This window comes from Streptococcus loxodontisalivarius (assembly GCF_016908645.1).
Lineage (GTDB): Bacteria > Bacillota > Bacilli > Lactobacillales > Streptococcaceae > Streptococcus > Streptococcus loxodontisalivarius.
On the sequence record NZ_JAFBEH010000042.1, the window covers coordinates 1 to 19110 of the forward strand.

The following is a 19110-nucleotide window of genomic DNA, read 5'->3' on the forward strand; positions in this document are numbered from 1 at the left end:
TTTCATTATAAGTCATGTGGGACTTTTTTTCTACATTCAAAAAGCCCTACAATCTCCTTGGTGGATTTACCCACTACAGAAATTATAGAGCCGAAAGAAGAAGTTGGGTTTATCCCAGCTTCTTCTTTTTACTTGTAGCGATTGGAACTAACATGGTATAATTGGACTATTATGACGGACAAGGTTTCTAGAAAATATGCTGTAGTAGATTTGGAAGCAACGGGGGCTTCCGCGACAGCAAGAATTATACAAGTGGGTATCGTGATCATTGAGAATGATCAGATTGTCGACACTTACGAGACTGATATTAACCCCCATCAGCCGCTGACTGAGCATATCATTGAACTGACTGGTATTACGGACCAACAGCTGGCGCAGGCACCTGAGTTTTCACAGGTTGCTAGAACCATTTATGAGCTCATCGAAGACTGTATCTTTGTAGCCCATAATGTCAAATTTGATGCGAATCTCTTAGCTGAAGAACTTTTTATGGAAGGATTTGAACTGCGCACACCTCGAGTTGATACCGTTGAGTTGAGTCAGATTTTCTATCCAGGTTTTGAAAAATATAGTTTAGGACAATTGGCAGAGCATCTTCAGTTGGAGCTGCATGACGCCCACACAGCCATCAGTGATGCCTATGCCACAGCGCAGCTATTTCTAAAATTAAAAGAAAAAATCAAGCAACTACCTAGACAAACCCTCAGCGTCTTATCGCGATTTGCGGACAGTTTGCTCTTTGAGACCCGTATGGTTATCGACCAGGCACTGGAAGAGGCCAAGGATTCTAATCAATTTGTGGTTCTGGGAGACATTTTGGTCAGACCAAAAGCAAAAAAAGCACCTGAGAAAAAGCTCTCGCAAGATTTTGAGACCAATCTAGCTCTTCTCGATATGGAAGCCAGACCGCAGCAGGCAGCCTTTGCCCAAGCGGTAGCGGCAGAAGTTGGACAAAAACCTCACTTCATCCAGGCGCAGGCGGGGCTAGGCAAGACCTACGGTTATCTCTTGTCACTCCTAGCGCAGCCTGATGTTGAGCGCCTAGTCGTAGCCGTTCCTACCAAACTCCTGCAGGACCAGATTATGGCTAAGGAGGCGAGGGCAATAGCAGAGCTCTTTCAGATTTCCAGCCATAGTCTCAAAGGACCAGGCAACTATATCAAGCTTGAATCCTTTCAAAAACTTTTGGAGCAGACTGACCAAAATCGTCTAATCAATCGCTATAAAATGCAAGTCCTGGTCTGGCTCTTAGAGACAGAGACGGGTGATTTGGATGAAATCAAGCAGCAACAGCGCTTTGAGTCTTTCTTCGATACCATTAGACATGACGGCGAACTTGATGACAAATCACTATTTGCTAGTCATGATTTCTGGAATATTTCTTATCAGAAGAGTTTGACCAGTCGCTTGATTATTACAAACCATGCTTATCTTTTAACACGAGTTGAAGATGATAGAGCCTTTTTAGAAAATAAGGTTCTGGTTGTGGACGAGGCTCAGAAGATTTTTCCGACCTTGGAACATTTTTCAAGAGCAAGTTTGAATCTGACCGCAGCCTCTCTTTGGTTGGAGGAGCAGAAGAAGGCAACTAGAGATCTACTTAGTAGAAGACTGCTTGAAAATATCAGCTTCCAGCTCAGCCATTTGAATCAAAACTTCTACCAGCAAGGGAGAACGGAGGTGCCAAGGCAGTTTATGACGGACTTGGCTAAGGATGTTTTGGATTTGCGCCAGCTTGGTTTCTTCTATGAAGATTTGATCAAGGTCTGTCAGCCACGCTTTGAACAGTTTTGGCTAGAATCTAGCCTAGAAACGGATAAGCGTCAGACGATTTTGCAGACTGCACAGCCAGACCTGATGCGTCTGTCGAGACTGATTCCTGAGACCTGTCGTAGTCTCTTTGTATCAGCAACCCTGGCTATCAGTCCTCAAGTAGATTTGCCGACCTTGTTGGGTTATGAAGACTATGCCATGACTGAAATTGCTTCACAGACGATGGGGCAGCAGAAAATTTGGATTGATGCTTCCATGCCTCTACCAGACGGTGACCAAAAGCAGGCTTACGAGGATGCCTTAGTCCAACGCTTGACCCTGCTCAGCTGCTTAGACAAGCCTATCCTAGCCTTATTTACATCGAAACAATCCATGCTGTCTGTTTCAGACCAGCTGGATCAATTGGAGGTTCGACACCTCACTCAGGATAAAAATGGTAAGGCTAGCAATATCAAGAAACGTTTTGATAGAGGTGAGAGTAAGCTCCTTTTAGGAACTGGCTCCTTCTGGGAGGGTGTTGACTTTATTGACCATGACCAGATGATTTTGGTGATTTGCCGACTTCCTTTTGATAATCCTAGCGATGCCTTTGTCCAAAAGGTCAACTACTATCTTGAAAATCAGTCTAAAAATCCCTTCTATGATTATAGTCTTCCAGTGATGATTTTACGCCTCAAGCAGGCAATGGGACGCAGCCGAAGACGTGATAATCAAGAGTCAGCTATTATTCTGTTAGATAGCAGAGCAGCAGTCAGGTCCTATGCAGATGTGATTCAAGAGGCACTCAGTCAAGACCAGAACATCTCTATTCAAAAAATTGAAGAAATCATGTCAGAAGTGAGTCATTTTCTGATATAATAGAATAATCAATGTGTAGAAGGACGGTATCATGAAACGATTTAACCTCAGTACAAAAATGCAAGTCTTAATTGGAACAGGTTTGATCCTCTTGGTTCTCTTGATTTCTACATTGACCATAACCTATGTGGCCAGCCTACCACGTATCCAAGCTCGTCAAGAAGCAATTCAGGTGGCGAAAAATTATTCGGATATGGATAAATTTGGTGATTTTCAGATCTACACTGGCGATATGACCTACTATTCTCTCTTTGGAACAGACAAGGATGGAAATGAGATGGTTGTAGCAGTTGGTGCTGACAATTCCCAAGTCTATGTCTATAAGCTCAGCGATGGTATCAGCAGTCAAAAAGCAGAGGAAGTGGCAAAAAATAGCGGAGCCAAGTCAGTTGATAAGGTAACATTTGGAATCAAGGATTCAACTCCTGTCTGGGAAGTTAAATCTGGTACCACATATTACACAATCAATTTCCAAACGGGTGACTTGATCAGCTAAAGCAAAATAGTCCAGAATTGATGACAGCGATGAGGAGGATTTATGACAGTATTATCTAATCGTGTTCTAGAAATGGAAGAATCAGTAACATTAGCAGCAGGTGCACGTGCCAAAGCTCTCAAGGCAGAAGGTCGTGATATTCTTAGTTTGACTCTCGGTGAGCCAGACTTCGTAACACCAAAAAATATTCAGGATAAGGCTATTGAAGCTATCACAAATGGTAGCGCCAGCTTTTATACTGTAGCCTCAGGACTTCCTGAGTTGAAGGCTGCTATCAATACTTACATGGAGAATTTTTACGGCTACTCAGTTGCTCCTAACCAAGTTGTTGCTGCAACAGGTGCTAAGTTCATCCTTTATGCCTTCTTTGCTTCTGTTATCAATCCAGGAGATGAGGTCATCATTCCAACACCTTATTGGGTGTCTTATGCTGACCAAATCAAGATGAATGAGGGTGTTCCAGTCTTTGTTAAGGCTACTGAAGAGAACCACTTCAAAGTGACAGCGCAGCAATTGGAAGAAGCTCGTACAGATAAGACCAAGGTTGTCTTGCTCAACTCACCATCAAACCCAACTGGTATGATCTATGAAGCTGAGGAGCTTGAAGCTATTGGAAATTGGGCAGTTGAGCACGATATCCTAATCTTGGCAGACGATATCTATGGTCGTCTGGTCTATAATGGAGCAAAATTCACGCCGATTTCAAGCCTCTCAGAAAGCATCCGCAAGCAAACTATTGTTGTCAATGGTGTTGCTAAAGCATATGCCATGACTGGTTGGCGTGTTGGATTTGCGGTTGGTAATCCAGAAATTATTGGTGCCATGAGCAAAATCATCGGTCAAACGACTTCAAATCTAACAACAGTTGCCCAGTATGCAGCTATCGAAGCCTTCACTGGTCCTCAAGATACAGTTGAAACCATGCGTCAAGCCTTTGAAGAACGCCTCAACACCATCTACCCACTCCTTAATGAAGTGCCTGGTTTTGAAGTGGTTAAACCACAAGGTGCCTTTTACCTCTTCCCGAACGTCACTAAGGCTATGGAAATGAAAGGCTACACAGATGTGACTGCCTTTACCACAGCTATCTTGGAAGAAGTGGGAGTTGCCCTTGTAACAGGTGCAGGCTTTGGAGCTCCAGAAAATGTCCGCCTAAGTTATGCTACCGATTTGGATACCCTCAAGGAAGCTGTCCGCAGACTTCATGTCTTTATGGAAAAATAAGCTGTGCAGGTTTGAAGAGACCTGTTCAGATAAAATAAATAAAGTAAGAAAAGAGAAATTATGTCTAGAAAACTAGTAACCATTAGCCAAGTAAGTCAATATGTTGACCAAGAAGTCACTATTGGTGCTTGGGTTGCCAATAAGTCAGGTAAAGGTAAGATTGCCTTTGTTCAACTACGTGATGGCTCTGCCTTTTTCCAAGGTGTTGCCTTCAAACCAAACTTCATCGAAAAATACGGTGAAGAAGTAGGTCTTGAAAAATTCGATACCATCAAACGCCTTAGCCAAGAAACATCTGTTTATGTCACAGGTATCGTTAAGGCTGATGATCGTTCAAAATTTGGTTATGAACTTGATATCACAGACATCGAGATTATCGGTGAATCAAAAGATTACCCAATCACACCAAAAGAACACGGTACAGATTTTTTGATGGACAATCGTCACCTCTGGTTGCGTTCACGTCGTCAGGTTGCTATCATGCAAATCCGTAATGCTATCTTGATGGCATCAGCTGAATTTTTCGACAAAAATGGCTTTATCAAATTCGATAGCCCAATCTTGTCAAGTAACGCTGCTGAGGATTCAACAGAACTCTTTGAAACAGACTACTTCGGTAACCCAGCCTTCCTTAGTCAATCAGGTCAGCTCTACCTTGAAGCTGGTGCTATGGCACTTGGTCGTGTTTATGACTTTGGTCCAGTATTCCGTGCTGAAAAATCAAAAACACGCCGTCACTTGACTGAGTTTTGGATGATGGATGCTGAGTACCCATTCCTTAGCCACGATGAGTCACTTGACCTTCAAGAGGCTTATGTTAAAGCACTTATCCAAGGTGTCCTTGACCGTGCACCACAAGCGCTTGAAACGCTTGAGCGTGATGTTGATGCCCTTAAACGTTACATTGCTGAGCCATTTAAACGTGTTTCTTACGATGATGCTATCACACTTCTTCAAGAGCATGAAAATGATGAAGATGCTGAATACGAGCATTTGGAACACGGTGATGACTTTGGTTCACCACACGAAACTTGGATTTCAAACTACTTTGGTGTGCCAACATTCGTTGTTAACTACCCAGCAAGCTTTAAAGCCTTCTACATGAAGCCAGTTCCAGGTAACCCAGAGCGTGTTCTCTGTGCCGACCTCTTGGCTCCAGAAGGTTACGGTGAAATCATCGGTGGTTCAGAGCGTGAAACTGACTATGATAAATTGATGGCTCGTATCGACCAAGAAGGTCTTAACCCAGCAGATTACGATTTCTACCTTGACCTCCGTAAATACGGATCAGTACCACACTGTGGTTTCGGACTTGGTTTGGAACGTATGGTAACCTTCGTTGCCGGTACAAAACACATCCGCGAAGCAATCCCATTCCCACGCATGCTTCACCGTATCAAACCTTAATAAAGTTTAGATAAACCCAATTTACAACGAAACTTGTTAACAAAGCTCTGCTTACTTGAAATAAATTTTCCGATTTATGCGAGCGGGAGTGCTAAAACAGTCTGGGAGACTGTTTTAGGTTGGGAATAGAGAAAGCATAGCTTTCATCAAGACAGTCTGGGAGACTGTCTTAGGCATTTACCTGATACTTCCACCGTGATGAAAGTGCAAGAAATGCCTATTTTTAAGCATTTCTTACACTCGGAATATTTGAGACACTTGGCTCAAATATTAGTCATGGAATTCCATAGGGATTCGCTGACGTCCGACATCACTTAAGGAAAGTATCGAAAATAGACTTTGTCTTCAATCAGAAACTGCCTTCGGGCAGTTTTTCTTTTATTTTCGTTGAAAGCTCTGCTATTTTTTGGTAAAATAGTCAGTAATTGAATAGTGCCTGAGAGACTAGTAACCTTTTGGAAATTGACAGGGAGTGGGGACCGTGACTGGAAGTCCCCTCAAGGAAAGATTGGCGAATTCACTCTTATAGAGGCTAGGGAATTAAGGTTTGCCCTTGTATGGGCAAATGAAAACGGATGGTACCGCGTGTCAACGCTCCGATGTAGGAGTTTGGCATGCGTTTTTTCTTGTATTAAGACTTGAAAGTGCTGTGATGAGCCAATCCTCAGCTATTCAGAAATCTATAGTGAATTGAATAAAGGTTAGGACGTCGTTAAGTCGCTTTGATGAACGCCAGTTCTATCTGCAGCTCCTTGCCTAGTCCTATTCCTTTCTCAATCCACTATGAAATGTTATTAAAATGGAAAGGAGTGTTTGGTTAAGTCACTTAACTAAACATGCTCTGGCAGGTCAACCTGTCGCTAGGGCTTTGTATCTTAATTTATGGATTTACAGGCACAATTAGAAGAGTTGAAAGTATCAACTCAGGCTAAGTTGAAAGAAATGAAGGGGGACCACGCTAAGGAATTACAAGACTTGCGTGTCTCAGTTCTTGGTAAAAAAGGATCATTGACAGACCTTTTGAAAGGTTTGAAAGATTTGTCAAATGAAGAACGTCCAAAAGTTGGTAAGATGGTCAACGAAGTTCGTGACGTTTTGACACAAGCTTTTGAAGAAACAGCCAAATTGGTCGAAGAAGCAAAAATCCAAGCCCAGCTTGAAGCAGAAAGCTTGGATGTGACGCTTCCAGGTCGCAAGGTAGCTACTGGTTACCGTCATGTTTTGACTCAAACATCAGAAGAAATCGAAGACATCTTCTTAGGAATGGGCTTCCAAGTCATTGATGGTTTTGAAGTTGAAAAAGACTACTATAACTTTGAGCGTATGAACCTTCCTAAGGATCACCCAGCCCGTGATATGCAGGATACTTTCTATATCACAGAAGAAATCTTGCTTCGTACCCACACAAGTCCAGTTCAAGCACGTACACTTGACCAACACGACTTCAGCAAGGGTCCACTTAAGATGATCTCACCAGGACGTGTTTTCCGTCGTGATACGGATGATGCCACTCACTCACACCAATTCCACCAAATCGAAGGTCTTGTTGTCGGTAAGAACATCTCAATGGGTGACCTCAAAGGAACGCTTGAAATGATTATCAAGAAAATGTTTGGTGAAGACCGTAAAATCCGTCTTCGTCCATCATATTTCCCATTCACTGAGCCATCAGTAGAAGTTGACGTTTCATGTTTCAAATGTGGCGGTGCTGGCTGTAACGTCTGCAAGAAAACAGGTTGGATTGAAATCCTCGGTGCCGGTATGGTTCACCCACAAGTTTTGGAAATGTCTGGCGTAGACTCAGAAGAGTTCTCAGGCTTTGCCTTTGGTCTTGGTCAAGAACGTATCGCTATGCTGCGCTACGGAATCAACGACATCCGCGGTTTCTACCAAGGTGATGTGCGCTTCAGCCAACAATTCAAGTAAGATGGCTGATATTACACTCGAAAAAATCACTGCGCAAGATGTTTCTCTTTTGAGAGACTTGGCTATCGAGACTTTTACTGAAACCTTTGCCCATGACAATACGGCAGAGCAGCTCCAAGATTATTACGCATCAGCTTATAGCCTTGAAACAATGTCTGCTGAATTGGAAGATCCAGAATCGCTTCAATTCTTTGTCCGTGTCGATGGAAAAGTGGCAGGCTTTCTCAAGGTCAACTGGGGACAGGCTCAGACTGAGCAGGAGTTGGAAGACAGTTTTGAAATTCAAAGAATCTATGTCCTCCAGGCCTATCAAGGACTTGGTCTAGGAAAGAAACTTTTTGAATACGCTCTGCAATTAGCTCAAGAAAAAGGCTTTAAATGGGCATGGCTAGGTGTCTGGGAGCGAAATTTCAAGGCACAGAATTTTTATGCCAAGTACGGCTTTGAAAAATTCGCTGAACACGCCTTCCCAGTCTCAGAAGATAAAGTCGATCTTGATTGGCTCCTCAAAAAATCGCTAGGATAAAGTGTGGATTTTACTATTTTGACCTAGGATTTTATGATATCTCAAAAAGTTTGTAAAAACCTTTTTTGTTCAAGGGATGTTGCTTTTAATTTGGGAGCGACAGCTGCCCCTCCAGCCTCCGCAGTGGTAATAGTAATAACAGCATAGCTGTTATTACAGGGCAAATTTAAAGACTTTAGGCTTTAAATTTAGTCATGAAACCGGAGGTTTGCTGGCGTGCCAACCACATAAGGAAGGCTGGGACAAAAAAAGAAATAGAGAAATCCCAAATAAACGCAGTTAGATAAAAATAGATAAGATGAAAGGAAATGCCTTGTCCAAAAAACTTGGGACAAGGCAGCATGAATTATGTTAGTTTCATACAAATGGCTAAAAGAGTTGGTGGATATTGATGTGCCATCAGCTGATTTGGCTGAAAAAATGTCAACGACAGGTATTGAGGTTGAGGGTGTTGAAGTCCCAGCTGAAGGTCTGTCAAAATTAGTAGTCGGACATGTGGTTTCTTGTGAAGATGTGCCAGAAACACACTTGCACCTTTGCCAAGTAGACACTGGTGATGATGAGCTTCGTCAAATCGTCTGCGGTGCGCCAAATGTGACAGCTGGTATCAAAGTTATCGTTGCGGTACCAGGTGCTCGTATCGCTGACAACTACAAAATCAAAAAAGGTAAAATTCGTGGTATGGAATCACTCGGTATGATCTGCTCACTCCAAGAGCTTGGCCTTCCTGAGTCAATCATTCCAAAAGAATTTTCAGATGGTATCCAAATCTTGCCAGAAGATGCTGTCCCTGGAGATGAGATTTTCAAATACCTTGACCTTGATGACGAAATCATCGAGCTTTCAATCACACCAAACCGTGCGGATGCTCTTTCAATGCGTGGTGTAGCCCACGAAGTGGCTGCCATCTACGGCAAGTCAGTCAACTTCCCTGAGAAATCTCTTACTGAAAATGGCAAAGCTGCAAGCGATGTCTTGGAAGTGGCAATCGAAAGCGACAAGGTTTACACTTATGCTAGCCGTATCGTGGAAAATGTGACCATCGCACCAAGTCCACAGTGGTTGCAAAACAAACTCATGAATGCTGGTATCCGTCCAATCAACAACGTTGTTGACGTGACCAACTATGTTCTTCTCTATTTCGGACAACCAATGCATGCCTTTGACTTTGATAAGTTTGAAGGGAATAAAATCGTGGCTCGTGATGCGCGTGACGGTGAAAAATTGGTAACACTTGACGGTGAAGAACGCGACTTGACTGCAGAAGATATCGTCATTACAGTTGCTGACAAACCAGTTGCCCTTGCAGGTGTTATGGGTGGTCAATCGACTGAAATTGATGCTTCATCTAAGAATGTTGTTCTTGAAGCTGCGGTATTTGAAGGAAAATCAATCCGTAAAACAAGCGGTCGTCTCAACCTTCGTTCAGAAAGTTCATCACGTTTTGAAAAAGGTATCAACTATGCCACAGTAACAGAAGCCCTCGACTTTGCAGCTGCTATGTTGCAAGAATTGGCTGGTGGAGAGGTTCTCTCTGGTCGTGTTCAAGCTGGTCACGTTCCTACTGAACCAGTTGAGGTCTCAACAAGTCTTGACTATGTCAACGTTCGTTTGGGAACTGAATTGACATTTGCTGATATCGAAGATGTCTTTGCCAAACTTGGTTTCGGTCTTGCTGGCAATGAGGAAAAATTCACTGTTTCAGTACCACGTCGTCGTTGGGATATTGCTATTCAGGCTGACTTGGTGGAAGAAATTGCTCGTATCTACGGTTATGATAAGCTTCCAACAACTCTTCCAGAAGCAGCTGGAACAGCAGGTGAATTGACTGCAACCCAAGCCCTTCGTCGTAAAGTGCGCAGCATTGCTGAGGGAGCTGGCTTGACTGAAATCATCTCATACGCTTTGACAACGCCTGAAAAAGCGATTGAGTTCAACCTTGCACCAAGCAATATCACTGAGCTCATGTGGCCAATGTCAGTTGAACGCTCTGCCCTTCGTCAGAATGTGGTTTCAGGTATGCTTGATACAGTTGCCTACAATGTGGCTCGTAAACAAAGCAATGTTGCCATCTATGAAATCGGTAAAGTCTTTGAACAAAAGGGTAATCCAAAAGAAGAGCTTCCAACTGAAATCGATACCTTTGCCTTTGCAATCTCAGGTTTGGTTGCTGAAAAAGACTTCCAAACACAAGCAACTCCAGTTGATTTCTTCTATGCTAAGGGTATCTTGGAGCTCATCTTTGCCAAACTCCGTCTTGATGTTGACTTTGTTGCTGAAAAAGGTATTGCTAGCATGCACCCAGGCCGTACAGCAAGCATTCTTCTTGATGGCCAAGATATCGGTTTTGTTGGACAAATTCACCCACAAACAGCTAAGAATTACTCAGTTCCAGAAACTTACGTTGCTGAGCTCAACCTGACTGCCATCGAAGCAGCGCTTCAACCAGCAGCAGCCTTCGTGGAAATCACTAAGTTCCCAGCTGTTTCTCGTGACATCGCTCTGCTATTGGACAAGGAAACAAGCCACCAAGCAATCGTGGATGCTATCGAGTCTGCGGGTGTGAAACGCTTGACAGCTATCAAACTCTTCGACGTTTACGCAGGAGCTAACATCGAAGCTGGTAAGAAATCAATGGCTTACAGCCTGACTTTCCAAAATCAAGCCGACAACTTGACTGATGAAGAAGTTGCCAAATACATGGAAAAAATCACCAAAGCCCTAACAGAACAAGTTGGAGCAGAAGTGAGATAGAATGACAAACTCTAGACAATTCAATTTTGTTTAGAGTTTTTTTAGGCTATAATTAGCACAAAGGAGGTTCATTATGTATCAATCACGAATCAAGGGAGACAGGCTCTATCATGCCCTGTCAGATGGTTATGGTCAGCCAGTCGAGACATTTGGTGTTGTTCAAGATGGTGAGACGCCTATGAGTCTCTTGGTAATTGCCTTGGGATCTTGTGTAACCATGTGTGTACAGGGCTATTACAAGCGTTATGAGGGCAATGAAGCGGTGCAGACAGAGTTGGAAATCAGCTATGACGAGGGTCATTTTGATATTCTGATTAAGATTGCCGATCAACTCACTGAGGAAAAATGCGCAGTCATCCTAGATTATGCCAACAAATTCTGCCGTGTTAAGGCTCTTCTGAGAGAGGATTTGACCTTTACCTATCATATCGAGGAGATGGTGTAGGGAGCAGAAAAACAGGTCTTTTATGCTATAATAGACAGGTATATAGTGGATTGAGAAAGGAATTAGAACACGCCCTAAAAACTCGGAAGAAGATATACTATCTTATATGCAAGCACACTGCGCTGATTTCCTAAAATTCAATCGTTTTTGGCGGGCTTTGTATCATTCAATAGGACTAGGCAAGGAGCTGAAGATAGAACTGGTGTTCATCAAAGCGACTTGAGCTCCGTCCTAACCTTTATTCAATCCACTAAAACTTCTACGAAAATAAGCTTCCACGGAGGGTAGCCATGAAATTACTCTATACGGATCTTTCTCAGGATATGACGGTCATTTTAGCCAAGGAGGCTGAAAAAATGGCAGAGCAGGGCAAGCGTATTTTTTACATTGCTCCCAACTCACTGTCCTTTGAGAAGGAAAGAAAGGTTTTGGAAAACCTTGATAGACAGGCTTCTTTTGAGATTACAATCACGCGCTTTGCTCAGATGGCGCGTTATTTTGTCTTGGATAAGGAAATTCCAAAGAACAGTCTTGATGATACAGGTCTGTCCATGATTTTTTATAAGGTCTTGAACAGTCTGTCTGACAGTGACCTTAAACTCTATGGGCGTCTGCGTCAAGACAATGCCTTCATCAAGCAGCTGGTTGATCTCTACAAGGAACTCAAGACTGCTAAGATGACGGTGCTTGACATAGCAGCTATGGATGAGCCTGAAAAAGAGGCTGATTTGATCACGATTTTTACAGCAGTTGAAGATTATCTGCGCCAGTCTGACTTTGATAGCCAGTCAAAAATCAGCTTCTTTGCCCAAGAGATTGAATCAGGTAATCTGGATGCTGAGCTCAGTAATCTAGTTTTGGTCATCGATGGTTTCACTCGTTTTTCAGCTGAGGAGGACTATCTCCTGACCCTACTTTCAGGCAAGTGTCAGGAGGTCATTATTGGTACCTATGTTAGTCAGAAGGCCTATACAAGCAATTTCAGCTATGGAAATGTCTATCAGGCTTCGCTTGATTTCCTCAGAGATTTGGCGACTCGCTTTCAGACCAAGCCAAGTTATGTCAGTCTTTCTGATTCTACTAGCACAGCTTTTTCCGAACTGACTGAGCTTTTGGAGGCTCGTCATGATTTTAGTCAATCGGATAAGCAGCTCAGCCCATCTAGCAAGGAAAAAATCCAGATCTGGGATCTGGTCAATCAGAAGGAGGAAGTGACTGCCGTGGCTCGTCAGATTCGCCAGCTTTTGGCGGATGGCGTGCGCTATAGGGAGATTCTGGTTCTTCTGGGTGATGTGGAGTCCTACAAGTTGCAGGTGGGGAAAATCTTCCAGAAGTTTGACATTCCTTATTATTTCGGCAAGGCTGAGTCTATGGCTAACCACCCCTTGGTCAACTTTATCGATGCCCTGGAGCGGGTCAAACGCTACAATTACCGTGCCGAAGACCTGCTCAATCTCTTTAAGACTGGGCTCTATGGTTCGGTCAGTCAGGTCAATTTGGACCGCTTTGAGCACTATGTGACCTATGCTGATATCAAGGGGCTCAAGAAGTTCACGACCGACTTTACCGCCAGCAAAAACGGCAAGTATCAGCTGGATCGCCTCAATCAGCTCCGCCATGACTTGGTGGATCCCCTCCAGAACTTTCTAAAGGCTCGAAGTCAGAAGGCTTCAGGTCTCTTGGAAAAATTGCTGAGCTTCTTAGCTGATATTAGATTGGCTGAAAATATGAAGAAACTCAGCCAAAATGCGACAGAAGCAGAGCTTGACCAACACGAGCAGGTCTGGGCTGCCTTTGGTCATCTCTTGGAAGAAATGCAGACCATCTTTGGTCAGGACCAGCTCAGCCTAGCTGATTTTCTAGCCCTCCTCAAGTCTGGTATGTTTGCGGCAAATTATCGCACCGTGCCAGCCACAGTGGATGTGGTCAATGTCAAATCCTATGACTTGGTCGAGCCACATTCTGCCAAATATGTCTTTGCTATGGGTATGACCCAGTCTTATTTTCCAAAGATTACAGAGAATCGCAGTTTAATCAGTGACCAAGCCCGCAGCAAAATCAATGAGAGCAGTCCAGACTATGCTAGCTTTGATATCCTGTCTAAGGAAAATAGCAAGAAAAATCACTTCACAGCCCTGTCAGTCTTCAATAGTGCCAGTCAAGGTCTGGTTCTCTCCATTCCTCAACTCATCAATGAAGGTCAGGATCAGATGTCGGTTTACTTGCAAGAATTGATTGAATTGGGTATTCCTATGATTGATAAGGGTCGTCAAGCCTTGGAAGCTGATGCTGACAATATCGGTCACTACAAGGATGTCTTGTCGCAGATTATCGCTATCAATCAGGCAGATATTGACCGCCAGCTGACCAAGGAAGAGCAGACCTTCTGGTCAGTCGCTCTGCGTTATTTGAGAAAACGTTTGGAGACGCAGTCTTTATCGATTCCTCAGATTTTGGATGATGTCAAGACGGTCAAGGTTTCGCCAGAGGTCATGGCAGTCAAGTTCCCAGAAGAGGAGCCCTTGAAACTTTCTGCCTCTGGGCTCAAGACCTTCTACAACAACCAGTATCTCTATTTCTTACAGTATGTGCTGGGCTTGCAGGAGCTTGAAACTATTCATCCTGATGCTCGTCACCACGGCACTTATCTGCACCGTATTTTTGAAAAGACAATGGCAGAGCAGCAGTCAGATGATTTTGATAAGCGCTTGGAATTAGCCATCGAGGAGACCAAGCAGGAGGACCGCTTTGCCCTGCTTTATGAGGAAGATGATGAGAGTCGCCTGTCTCGTCAGATTTTAGATGACATCGCCCGTTCAACTGCGACTGTTCTTAAACAAAATCAAGCGATTCAGGTGCAAGGTCAAGAGGAGAATTTTGAACTCTTACTGGATCAGGTTGCCCTGCGTGGTGTCATTGACCGAGTGGACCGACTGTCAGATGGCAGTTTAGGTGTTGTGGACTATAAATCAGGTAAGAATACGTTTGACATCCAATCCTTCTACAATGGTTTGCAGCCGCAGTTGGTGACCTACCTTCAAGCCTTGGAAGACAAGTATGACCTGTCGACGGACCAGCTTTTCGGTGCCATGTATCTACACATGCAGGAGCCTAGGGTTGACCTCAACAAGCTTGCCAGTCTGGACAAGGTTCTGCCCAAGGTGCAGAGCGATTTGACCTATAAGGGTCTCTTTGCGGCTAGTGAGAAGGAGCATTTGGCAGCTGGTGCTTACAGTATCCGTGACTCTCTCTATGAAAAAGCAGAGCTGGACCAACTTTTGTCGCATAACAGACACTTGTTCAAGCAGGCAGCAGAGCAGATTAAGAGCGGCAGCTTTCTCATCAATCCCTACACCAAAGACGGCGAATCGGTGGAGGGTGAGCAGCTTAAGGCAATCACTCACTTTGAGGCGGATAGACACATGGGCTATGCCAGACGCCTCTTGACTCTCCCTAAAAAAGGGAAGAGAGAAGCCTTTCTAGCCCTTATGGCAGAGCCCCAAAAAGTAGAAGAGGAGGAAGAAGATGACCAATAAGCCCTTTTTAAGTCAGAGCCAGATTGAGGACTTGATTGCTGCAGAGGCAGCATCCGATAAGACGCAGAAGCTGACAGCAGAGCAGATTGAAGCCATTTACAGTAGTGGGACGAATATTCTAGTGTCAGCCTCAGCTGGTTCTGGGAAAACCTTTGTCATGGTGCGCCGCATTCTGGATCAGATTGCGCGTGGAATTGCCATTGACCGCCTCTTTATCTCTACCTTTACGGTAAAGGCAGCTGGTGAGTTAAGAGAGCGTTTGGAAAAAGGCTTGGCTGAGCGTTTATCTCAGGCGGAGACGACTGAGGAGCAGGCATTCTTAGCCGAACAAATGGCTCTGCTGCCAACTGCAGATATCGGAACCATGGATGCCTTTACTCAGAAATTGGTCAACCAGTACGGTTACCTTTTGGGGATTTCGCCACTCTTTCGTATCATGCAGGATAAGTCTGAGCAGGATATTCTCAAAAATGAAGTCTATGCAGACCTCTTTGCAGACTACATGTCTGGTAAGGACCAGAAGGACTTCTCAGCCTTGGTGCGAAATTTTGCAGGTAACCGCAAGGATTCCCAATCTTTTAGAGGACTTGTCTACAAAGTTCACTCCTTTGCCCAATCCACAGCCAATCCAGACCAGTGGATCAGAGAAAATTTTCTCAAAGGGCATGAAGAATTAACTGGCTTTGCCCAAGTACCAGACCAGATGGTTGAGACCTTCTTGGACTGTCTGGAAAATACAGCCTACCAGCTCCGCGATTTGACAGAGAGCCCTGACTACTCTCAGACAACCAAAGCAGGCAAGCCCACCGCAGCCTACACCAAGCACTTGAAAATCATCCAGTCTCTCTTGGAATGGTCGGATGGCTTCAAGGAAGTCTACGGTAAGGAAGGACTGGGTCGTCTAGCTGTGGATGTGACCAGCGTCATTCCATCAGGGAGCGACATCACGGTCAATAAAATCAAGTACCCAATCTTCAAGCAGTTGCAGGAGCAGTTGGTGGGACTCCGCCACTTGGAGACCATCTTTGCCTATCAAGGACAGGCTTTGCCCTTGTTGAAGGTGATGAGAAACTTTGTGACTGATTTTTCTGACCAGTATTTGCAGGCAAAGATTCAGGAAAATGCTTTTGAGTTCTCGGACATTGCCCATCTGGCAATCCGAATCTTGGAAGAAAATCCGCAGGTCGCCCAACATTTCCAAGAAAAATATCATGAAGTCATGGTGGACGAGTATCAGGATAACAACCACATGCAGGAACGCATGCTGGAGCTTTTGTCCAATGGACACAACCGCTTTATGGTGGGAGATATCAAGCAGTCCATCTATCGTTTCCGTCAGGCGGATCCGCAGATTTTCAATAGCAAGTTCAAGACCTATCAGGAAGACCCAAGTCAGGGAAAACTGATTCTGCTCAAGGAGAATTTCCGTTCCCAGTCTGAGGTTATCGATGCCACCAACGGCGTTTTCAGCCATCTTATGGATGAGCAGGTAGGAGATATTCTCTACAACAAGACGCATTTCTTGCTGGCTGGTAGTCCAAAGCAGAAGGAAGCCCATCCTGAAAACAAGACCAAGGTTTGGATTTACAATAGTGATGACGAAGAGCTGGATATGGAGACTGAGGAGGAGACTAGCCTCAGTCGAGGCGAGGTCGACCTCCTAGCCAAGGAGATTATCCGCCTTCACAAGGAAGAGGGTGTTGCCTTCTCAGACATTGCCCTTCTGGTTTCCTCTCGAAGCCGCAATGAAGCCCTTTTGACTGCCTTTTCTGGCTACGGTATCCCTCTGGTTTCAGACGGTGGTGAGCAGAACTACCTCAAGTCGCTAGAGGTTATGATTATGCTGGACACCCTGCGTTCTATCAACAATCCCCTCAACGACTACGCCCTTGTGGCGCTCCTACGCTCGCCTATGTTCCAGTTTGACGAGGACGACCTGACCAGACTTGCCCTCCAGGCTGACCAGACCGAACTCTATGACAAGCTCTGCTATCTTTCCCGTGGAAATGGCAAAGCTCCAGAGCTAGTGACGGAGAACTTACGTGATAAGGTAGCAGACTTTCTGCAGGTGCTTGACAGCTGGCGCCTCTATGCTAAGAGTCACTCCCTCTATGATTTGATCTGGAAGATTTATAACGACAGATTCTACTATGATTATGTGGCTAGCCTGCCAAATGCCCAGCAGCGTCAGGCGAATCTCTTTGCTCTTGCTCTTCGTGCCAACAACTATGAAAAGACAGGCTTCAAGGGACTACCACGATTTATCCGCATGATTGATAAAATCTTGGAAACACAAAATGACCTCGCTGATGTCGAAGTAGCCCTTCCTAAAAATGCAGTTCAGCTTATGACCATTCACAAGTCCAAAGGTCTTGAGTTCAAGTATGTTTTTGTCCTCAATATCGACAAGAAATTCAGCATGGATGACCTGCGTTCGCCTATTATCCTCAGTCGTGAGCGAGGTCTGGGTATCAAGTATCTGGCTGATATGAAGGACCAGTTTGAGACAGATTTTCCACGTGTTCAGGTTAGTCTAGACACCCTACCTTATCAGCTCAACAAGCGTGAACTCAATCTTGCGACCCTATCTGAGCAGATGCGTCTCCTCTACGTTGCCATGACCCGTGCTGAAAAACGCCTCTACCTGATTGGTAAGGGCAGCAAGGACAAGCTGACGGACAAGTATGGCACTGAGACTGAAAATGGCTTTTTGCCAGCGAGCAGTCGTGAGCAGATGCTCAGTTTCCAAGACTGGCTTTTAGCTCTGGATGCTGCTATTGCCACTAAGGACTTAGCTTTTGAGCTTTCCTTTGTTGACAAGGCAGAGCTAACCAAGGAGGCTATCGGTAGTCTGCAGGAAGAAGGACGTGTTCAAGCAGATGACCTCAGCCACAATAGGCAGAGCGAGGCCATTCGTCGCAGTCTTGATGTTCTTGAAAGTGTTGATAAACTCAATCAGACCTATCAAGCTGCCATTGATTTGCCAAGCCTTAGAACACCTAGTCAGGTCAAGCATTTCTATCAACCTTTGATGGATATGGAAGGCATTGACCTTATGGATAAGGAGCAGGAAGTTGACCAACTTGAAGTTAAAAAGACGCAAGTGGACTTCAAACTTCCAGACTTTTCAAAATCGACCAAGGTTTCAGGAGCAGCAGTCGGTTCAGCAACCCACGAACTCATGCAACGTTTGGTCCTGTCTGAGGAGGTTAGCCTTGAGGATATTAGCAGTGCCCTCAGTCAAGTTCAGGCAGAAGAAGCCGTTAAGGCAAGGATTGACCTGACTAAGATTGCTGCCTTCTTTGAGACGGACTTGGGTCAGCTCATTACAGGAAATCTGGACAAACTCCACCGAGAAGCACCTTTTGCCATGTTGGCTAAGGATCCAGTCAGTCAGGAAGATTTTGTTGTCCGTGGGATTGTCGATGGCTATCTGATATTCCCTGATAGGATTGTCCTCTTTGACTACAAGACGGATAAATTTACCGACCCAGAAGAAATCGCCCAGCGCTATCAAGGGCAAATGGGTCTCTATGCCCAGTCACTCAGACAAGCCTACGCTATCGAGAAAGTTGAGAAACATCTGATATTATTAGGTGGAAAAGATTTAAAAGTTCTGAAAATTTAAACCCGAAAACAGCGGCTCATTGTCAACTGTAGTGGGTTGACTAAATAATTAAGCACGAGAGAGAATCAGATTGGTTCTCTCTTTTGTTGCGTTCAAAGCAAGAAGAATCCGCTTTTTGAAGTTTTCAAAGTTTCTAAATCCAAAAGCATTTCTCTTAATAACCTTGATGAGGTTATTTGTTGCCTCAAGTTTGGCGTTTGAATAAGGCAGTTCCAGAGCGTTGATAATCTTCTTTTTGTCTTTGATGAAGGTTTTGAAAACCGTCTGAAATAGCGGATCCACAGCCTTTTTGTTCTCTTGGATGAGGTCGAAAAAGGCTTGCGAATTTTTCTCTTGAAAATGAAAAAGAAGAATCTGGTAAAGTTCATAGTGCCCTTTCAATTCATCAGAGTAGCTTAAAAGGCGCTGCACAATCTCCTGATTGGTCAAGTGCATACGGAAGGTAGGACGGTAGAATCGCTTGCTAGAAAGCTTTCTGCTGTCTTGTTGAATGAGCTTCCAGTAACGCTTGAGAGCCTTGTACTCATGAGATTTACG

General features: G+C 44.4%; 11 protein-coding genes. 10 read left to right on the forward strand and 1 reads right to left on the reverse strand.

What is annotated here, in order from left to right; translation table 11 throughout:
• The first annotated feature begins 171 nt into the window (after positions 1-171).
• From JOC28_RS08470 to addA, 10 genes are all read left to right on the forward strand, one after another.
• The gene (locus tag JOC28_RS08470) at positions 172-2631 is read left to right on the forward strand and encodes a bifunctional DnaQ family exonuclease/ATP-dependent helicase (RefSeq protein ID WP_205010271.1); all 2460 of its coding nucleotides are present in this window, start codon (positions 172-174) and stop codon (positions 2629-2631) included.
• A gap of 31 nt (positions 2632-2662) precedes the next feature.
• Positions 2663-3127, forward strand: a complete 465-nt coding sequence (locus JOC28_RS08475) for a cell wall elongation regulator TseB-like domain-containing protein (protein WP_205010261.1) — start codon at positions 2663-2665, stop codon at positions 3125-3127.
• 42 nt (positions 3128-3169) lie between these two features.
• Positions 3170-4351, forward strand: a complete 1182-nt coding sequence (locus JOC28_RS08480; RefSeq protein ID WP_205010262.1) for a pyridoxal phosphate-dependent aminotransferase — start codon at positions 3170-3172, stop codon at positions 4349-4351.
• Between the two features lie 60 nt (positions 4352-4411).
• Positions 4412-5758, forward strand: coding sequence for an asparagine--tRNA ligase (gene asnS / locus JOC28_RS08485; protein ID WP_205010263.1), 1347 nt, complete (start codon positions 4412-4414; stop codon positions 5756-5758).
• Positions 5759-6640: 882 nt separating this feature from the next.
• Positions 6641-7684 carry a phenylalanine--tRNA ligase subunit alpha gene (gene pheS, locus JOC28_RS08490; protein ID WP_205010264.1) on the forward strand — a complete coding sequence of 348 codons (1044 nt, stop codon included), beginning with the start codon at positions 6641-6643 and terminating at the stop codon, positions 7682-7684.
• A 1-nt stretch (position 7685) separates the two neighbouring features.
• A complete protein-coding gene (locus tag JOC28_RS08495) occupies positions 7686-8210 on the forward strand; it encodes a GNAT family N-acetyltransferase (RefSeq protein ID WP_205010265.1) in 525 nt (174 codons plus the stop codon).
• Positions 8211-8558: 348 nt separating this feature from the next.
• Positions 8559-10964 carry a phenylalanine--tRNA ligase subunit beta gene (pheT, locus tag JOC28_RS08500; protein ID WP_205010266.1) on the forward strand — a complete coding sequence of 802 codons (2406 nt, stop codon included), beginning with the start codon at positions 8559-8561 and terminating at the stop codon, positions 10962-10964.
• 73 nt (positions 10965-11037) lie between these two features.
• The gene (locus JOC28_RS08505; protein WP_205010267.1) at positions 11038-11409 is read left to right on the forward strand and encodes an OsmC family protein; all 372 of its coding nucleotides are present in this window, start codon (positions 11038-11040) and stop codon (positions 11407-11409) included.
• Between the two features lie 290 nt (positions 11410-11699).
• Complete coding sequence (rexB, locus tag JOC28_RS08510; protein ID WP_205010268.1) at positions 11700-14945, forward strand: ATP-dependent nuclease subunit B; 3246 nt, start codon at positions 11700-11702, stop codon at positions 14943-14945.
• Complete coding sequence (gene addA, locus JOC28_RS08515; RefSeq protein WP_205010269.1) at positions 14935-18573, forward strand: helicase-exonuclease AddAB subunit AddA; 3639 nt, start codon at positions 14935-14937, stop codon at positions 18571-18573. The genes rexB and addA overlap by 11 nt, the downstream gene beginning before the upstream one ends.
• A gap of 48 nt (positions 18574-18621) precedes the next feature.
• On the opposite strand, the gene JOC28_RS08520 is transcribed toward addA, so the two are convergent.
• Positions 18622-19110 (reverse strand): transposase (locus JOC28_RS08520; protein ID WP_205010270.1); only part of this gene is annotated, 489 nt, incomplete at its 5' end.

Bases quoted from the DNA above. Each gene is read 5' to 3' on its own strand.
- JOC28_RS08470 (WP_205010271.1), top strand. From the start codon at position 172: ATGACGGACAAGGTTTCTAGAAAATATGCTGTAGTAGATTTGGAAGCA.
- JOC28_RS08475 (WP_205010261.1), top strand. From the start codon at position 2,663: ATGAAACGATTTAACCTCAGTACAAAAATGCAAGTCTTAATTGGAACA.
- JOC28_RS08480 (WP_205010262.1), top strand. From the start codon at position 3,170: ATGACAGTATTATCTAATCGTGTTCTAGAAATGGAAGAATCAGTAACA.
- asnS (WP_205010263.1), top strand. From the start codon at position 4,412: ATGTCTAGAAAACTAGTAACCATTAGCCAAGTAAGTCAATATGTTGAC.
- pheS (WP_205010264.1), top strand. From the start codon at position 6,641: ATGGATTTACAGGCACAATTAGAAGAGTTGAAAGTATCAACTCAGGCT.
- JOC28_RS08495 (WP_205010265.1), top strand. From the start codon at position 7,686: ATGGCTGATATTACACTCGAAAAAATCACTGCGCAAGATGTTTCTCTT.
- pheT (WP_205010266.1), top strand. From the start codon at position 8,559: ATGTTAGTTTCATACAAATGGCTAAAAGAGTTGGTGGATATTGATGTG.
- JOC28_RS08505 (WP_205010267.1), top strand. From the start codon at position 11,038: ATGTATCAATCACGAATCAAGGGAGACAGGCTCTATCATGCCCTGTCA.
- rexB (WP_205010268.1), top strand. From the start codon at position 11,700: ATGAAATTACTCTATACGGATCTTTCTCAGGATATGACGGTCATTTTA.
- addA (WP_205010269.1), top strand. From the start codon at position 14,935: ATGACCAATAAGCCCTTTTTAAGTCAGAGCCAGATTGAGGACTTGATT.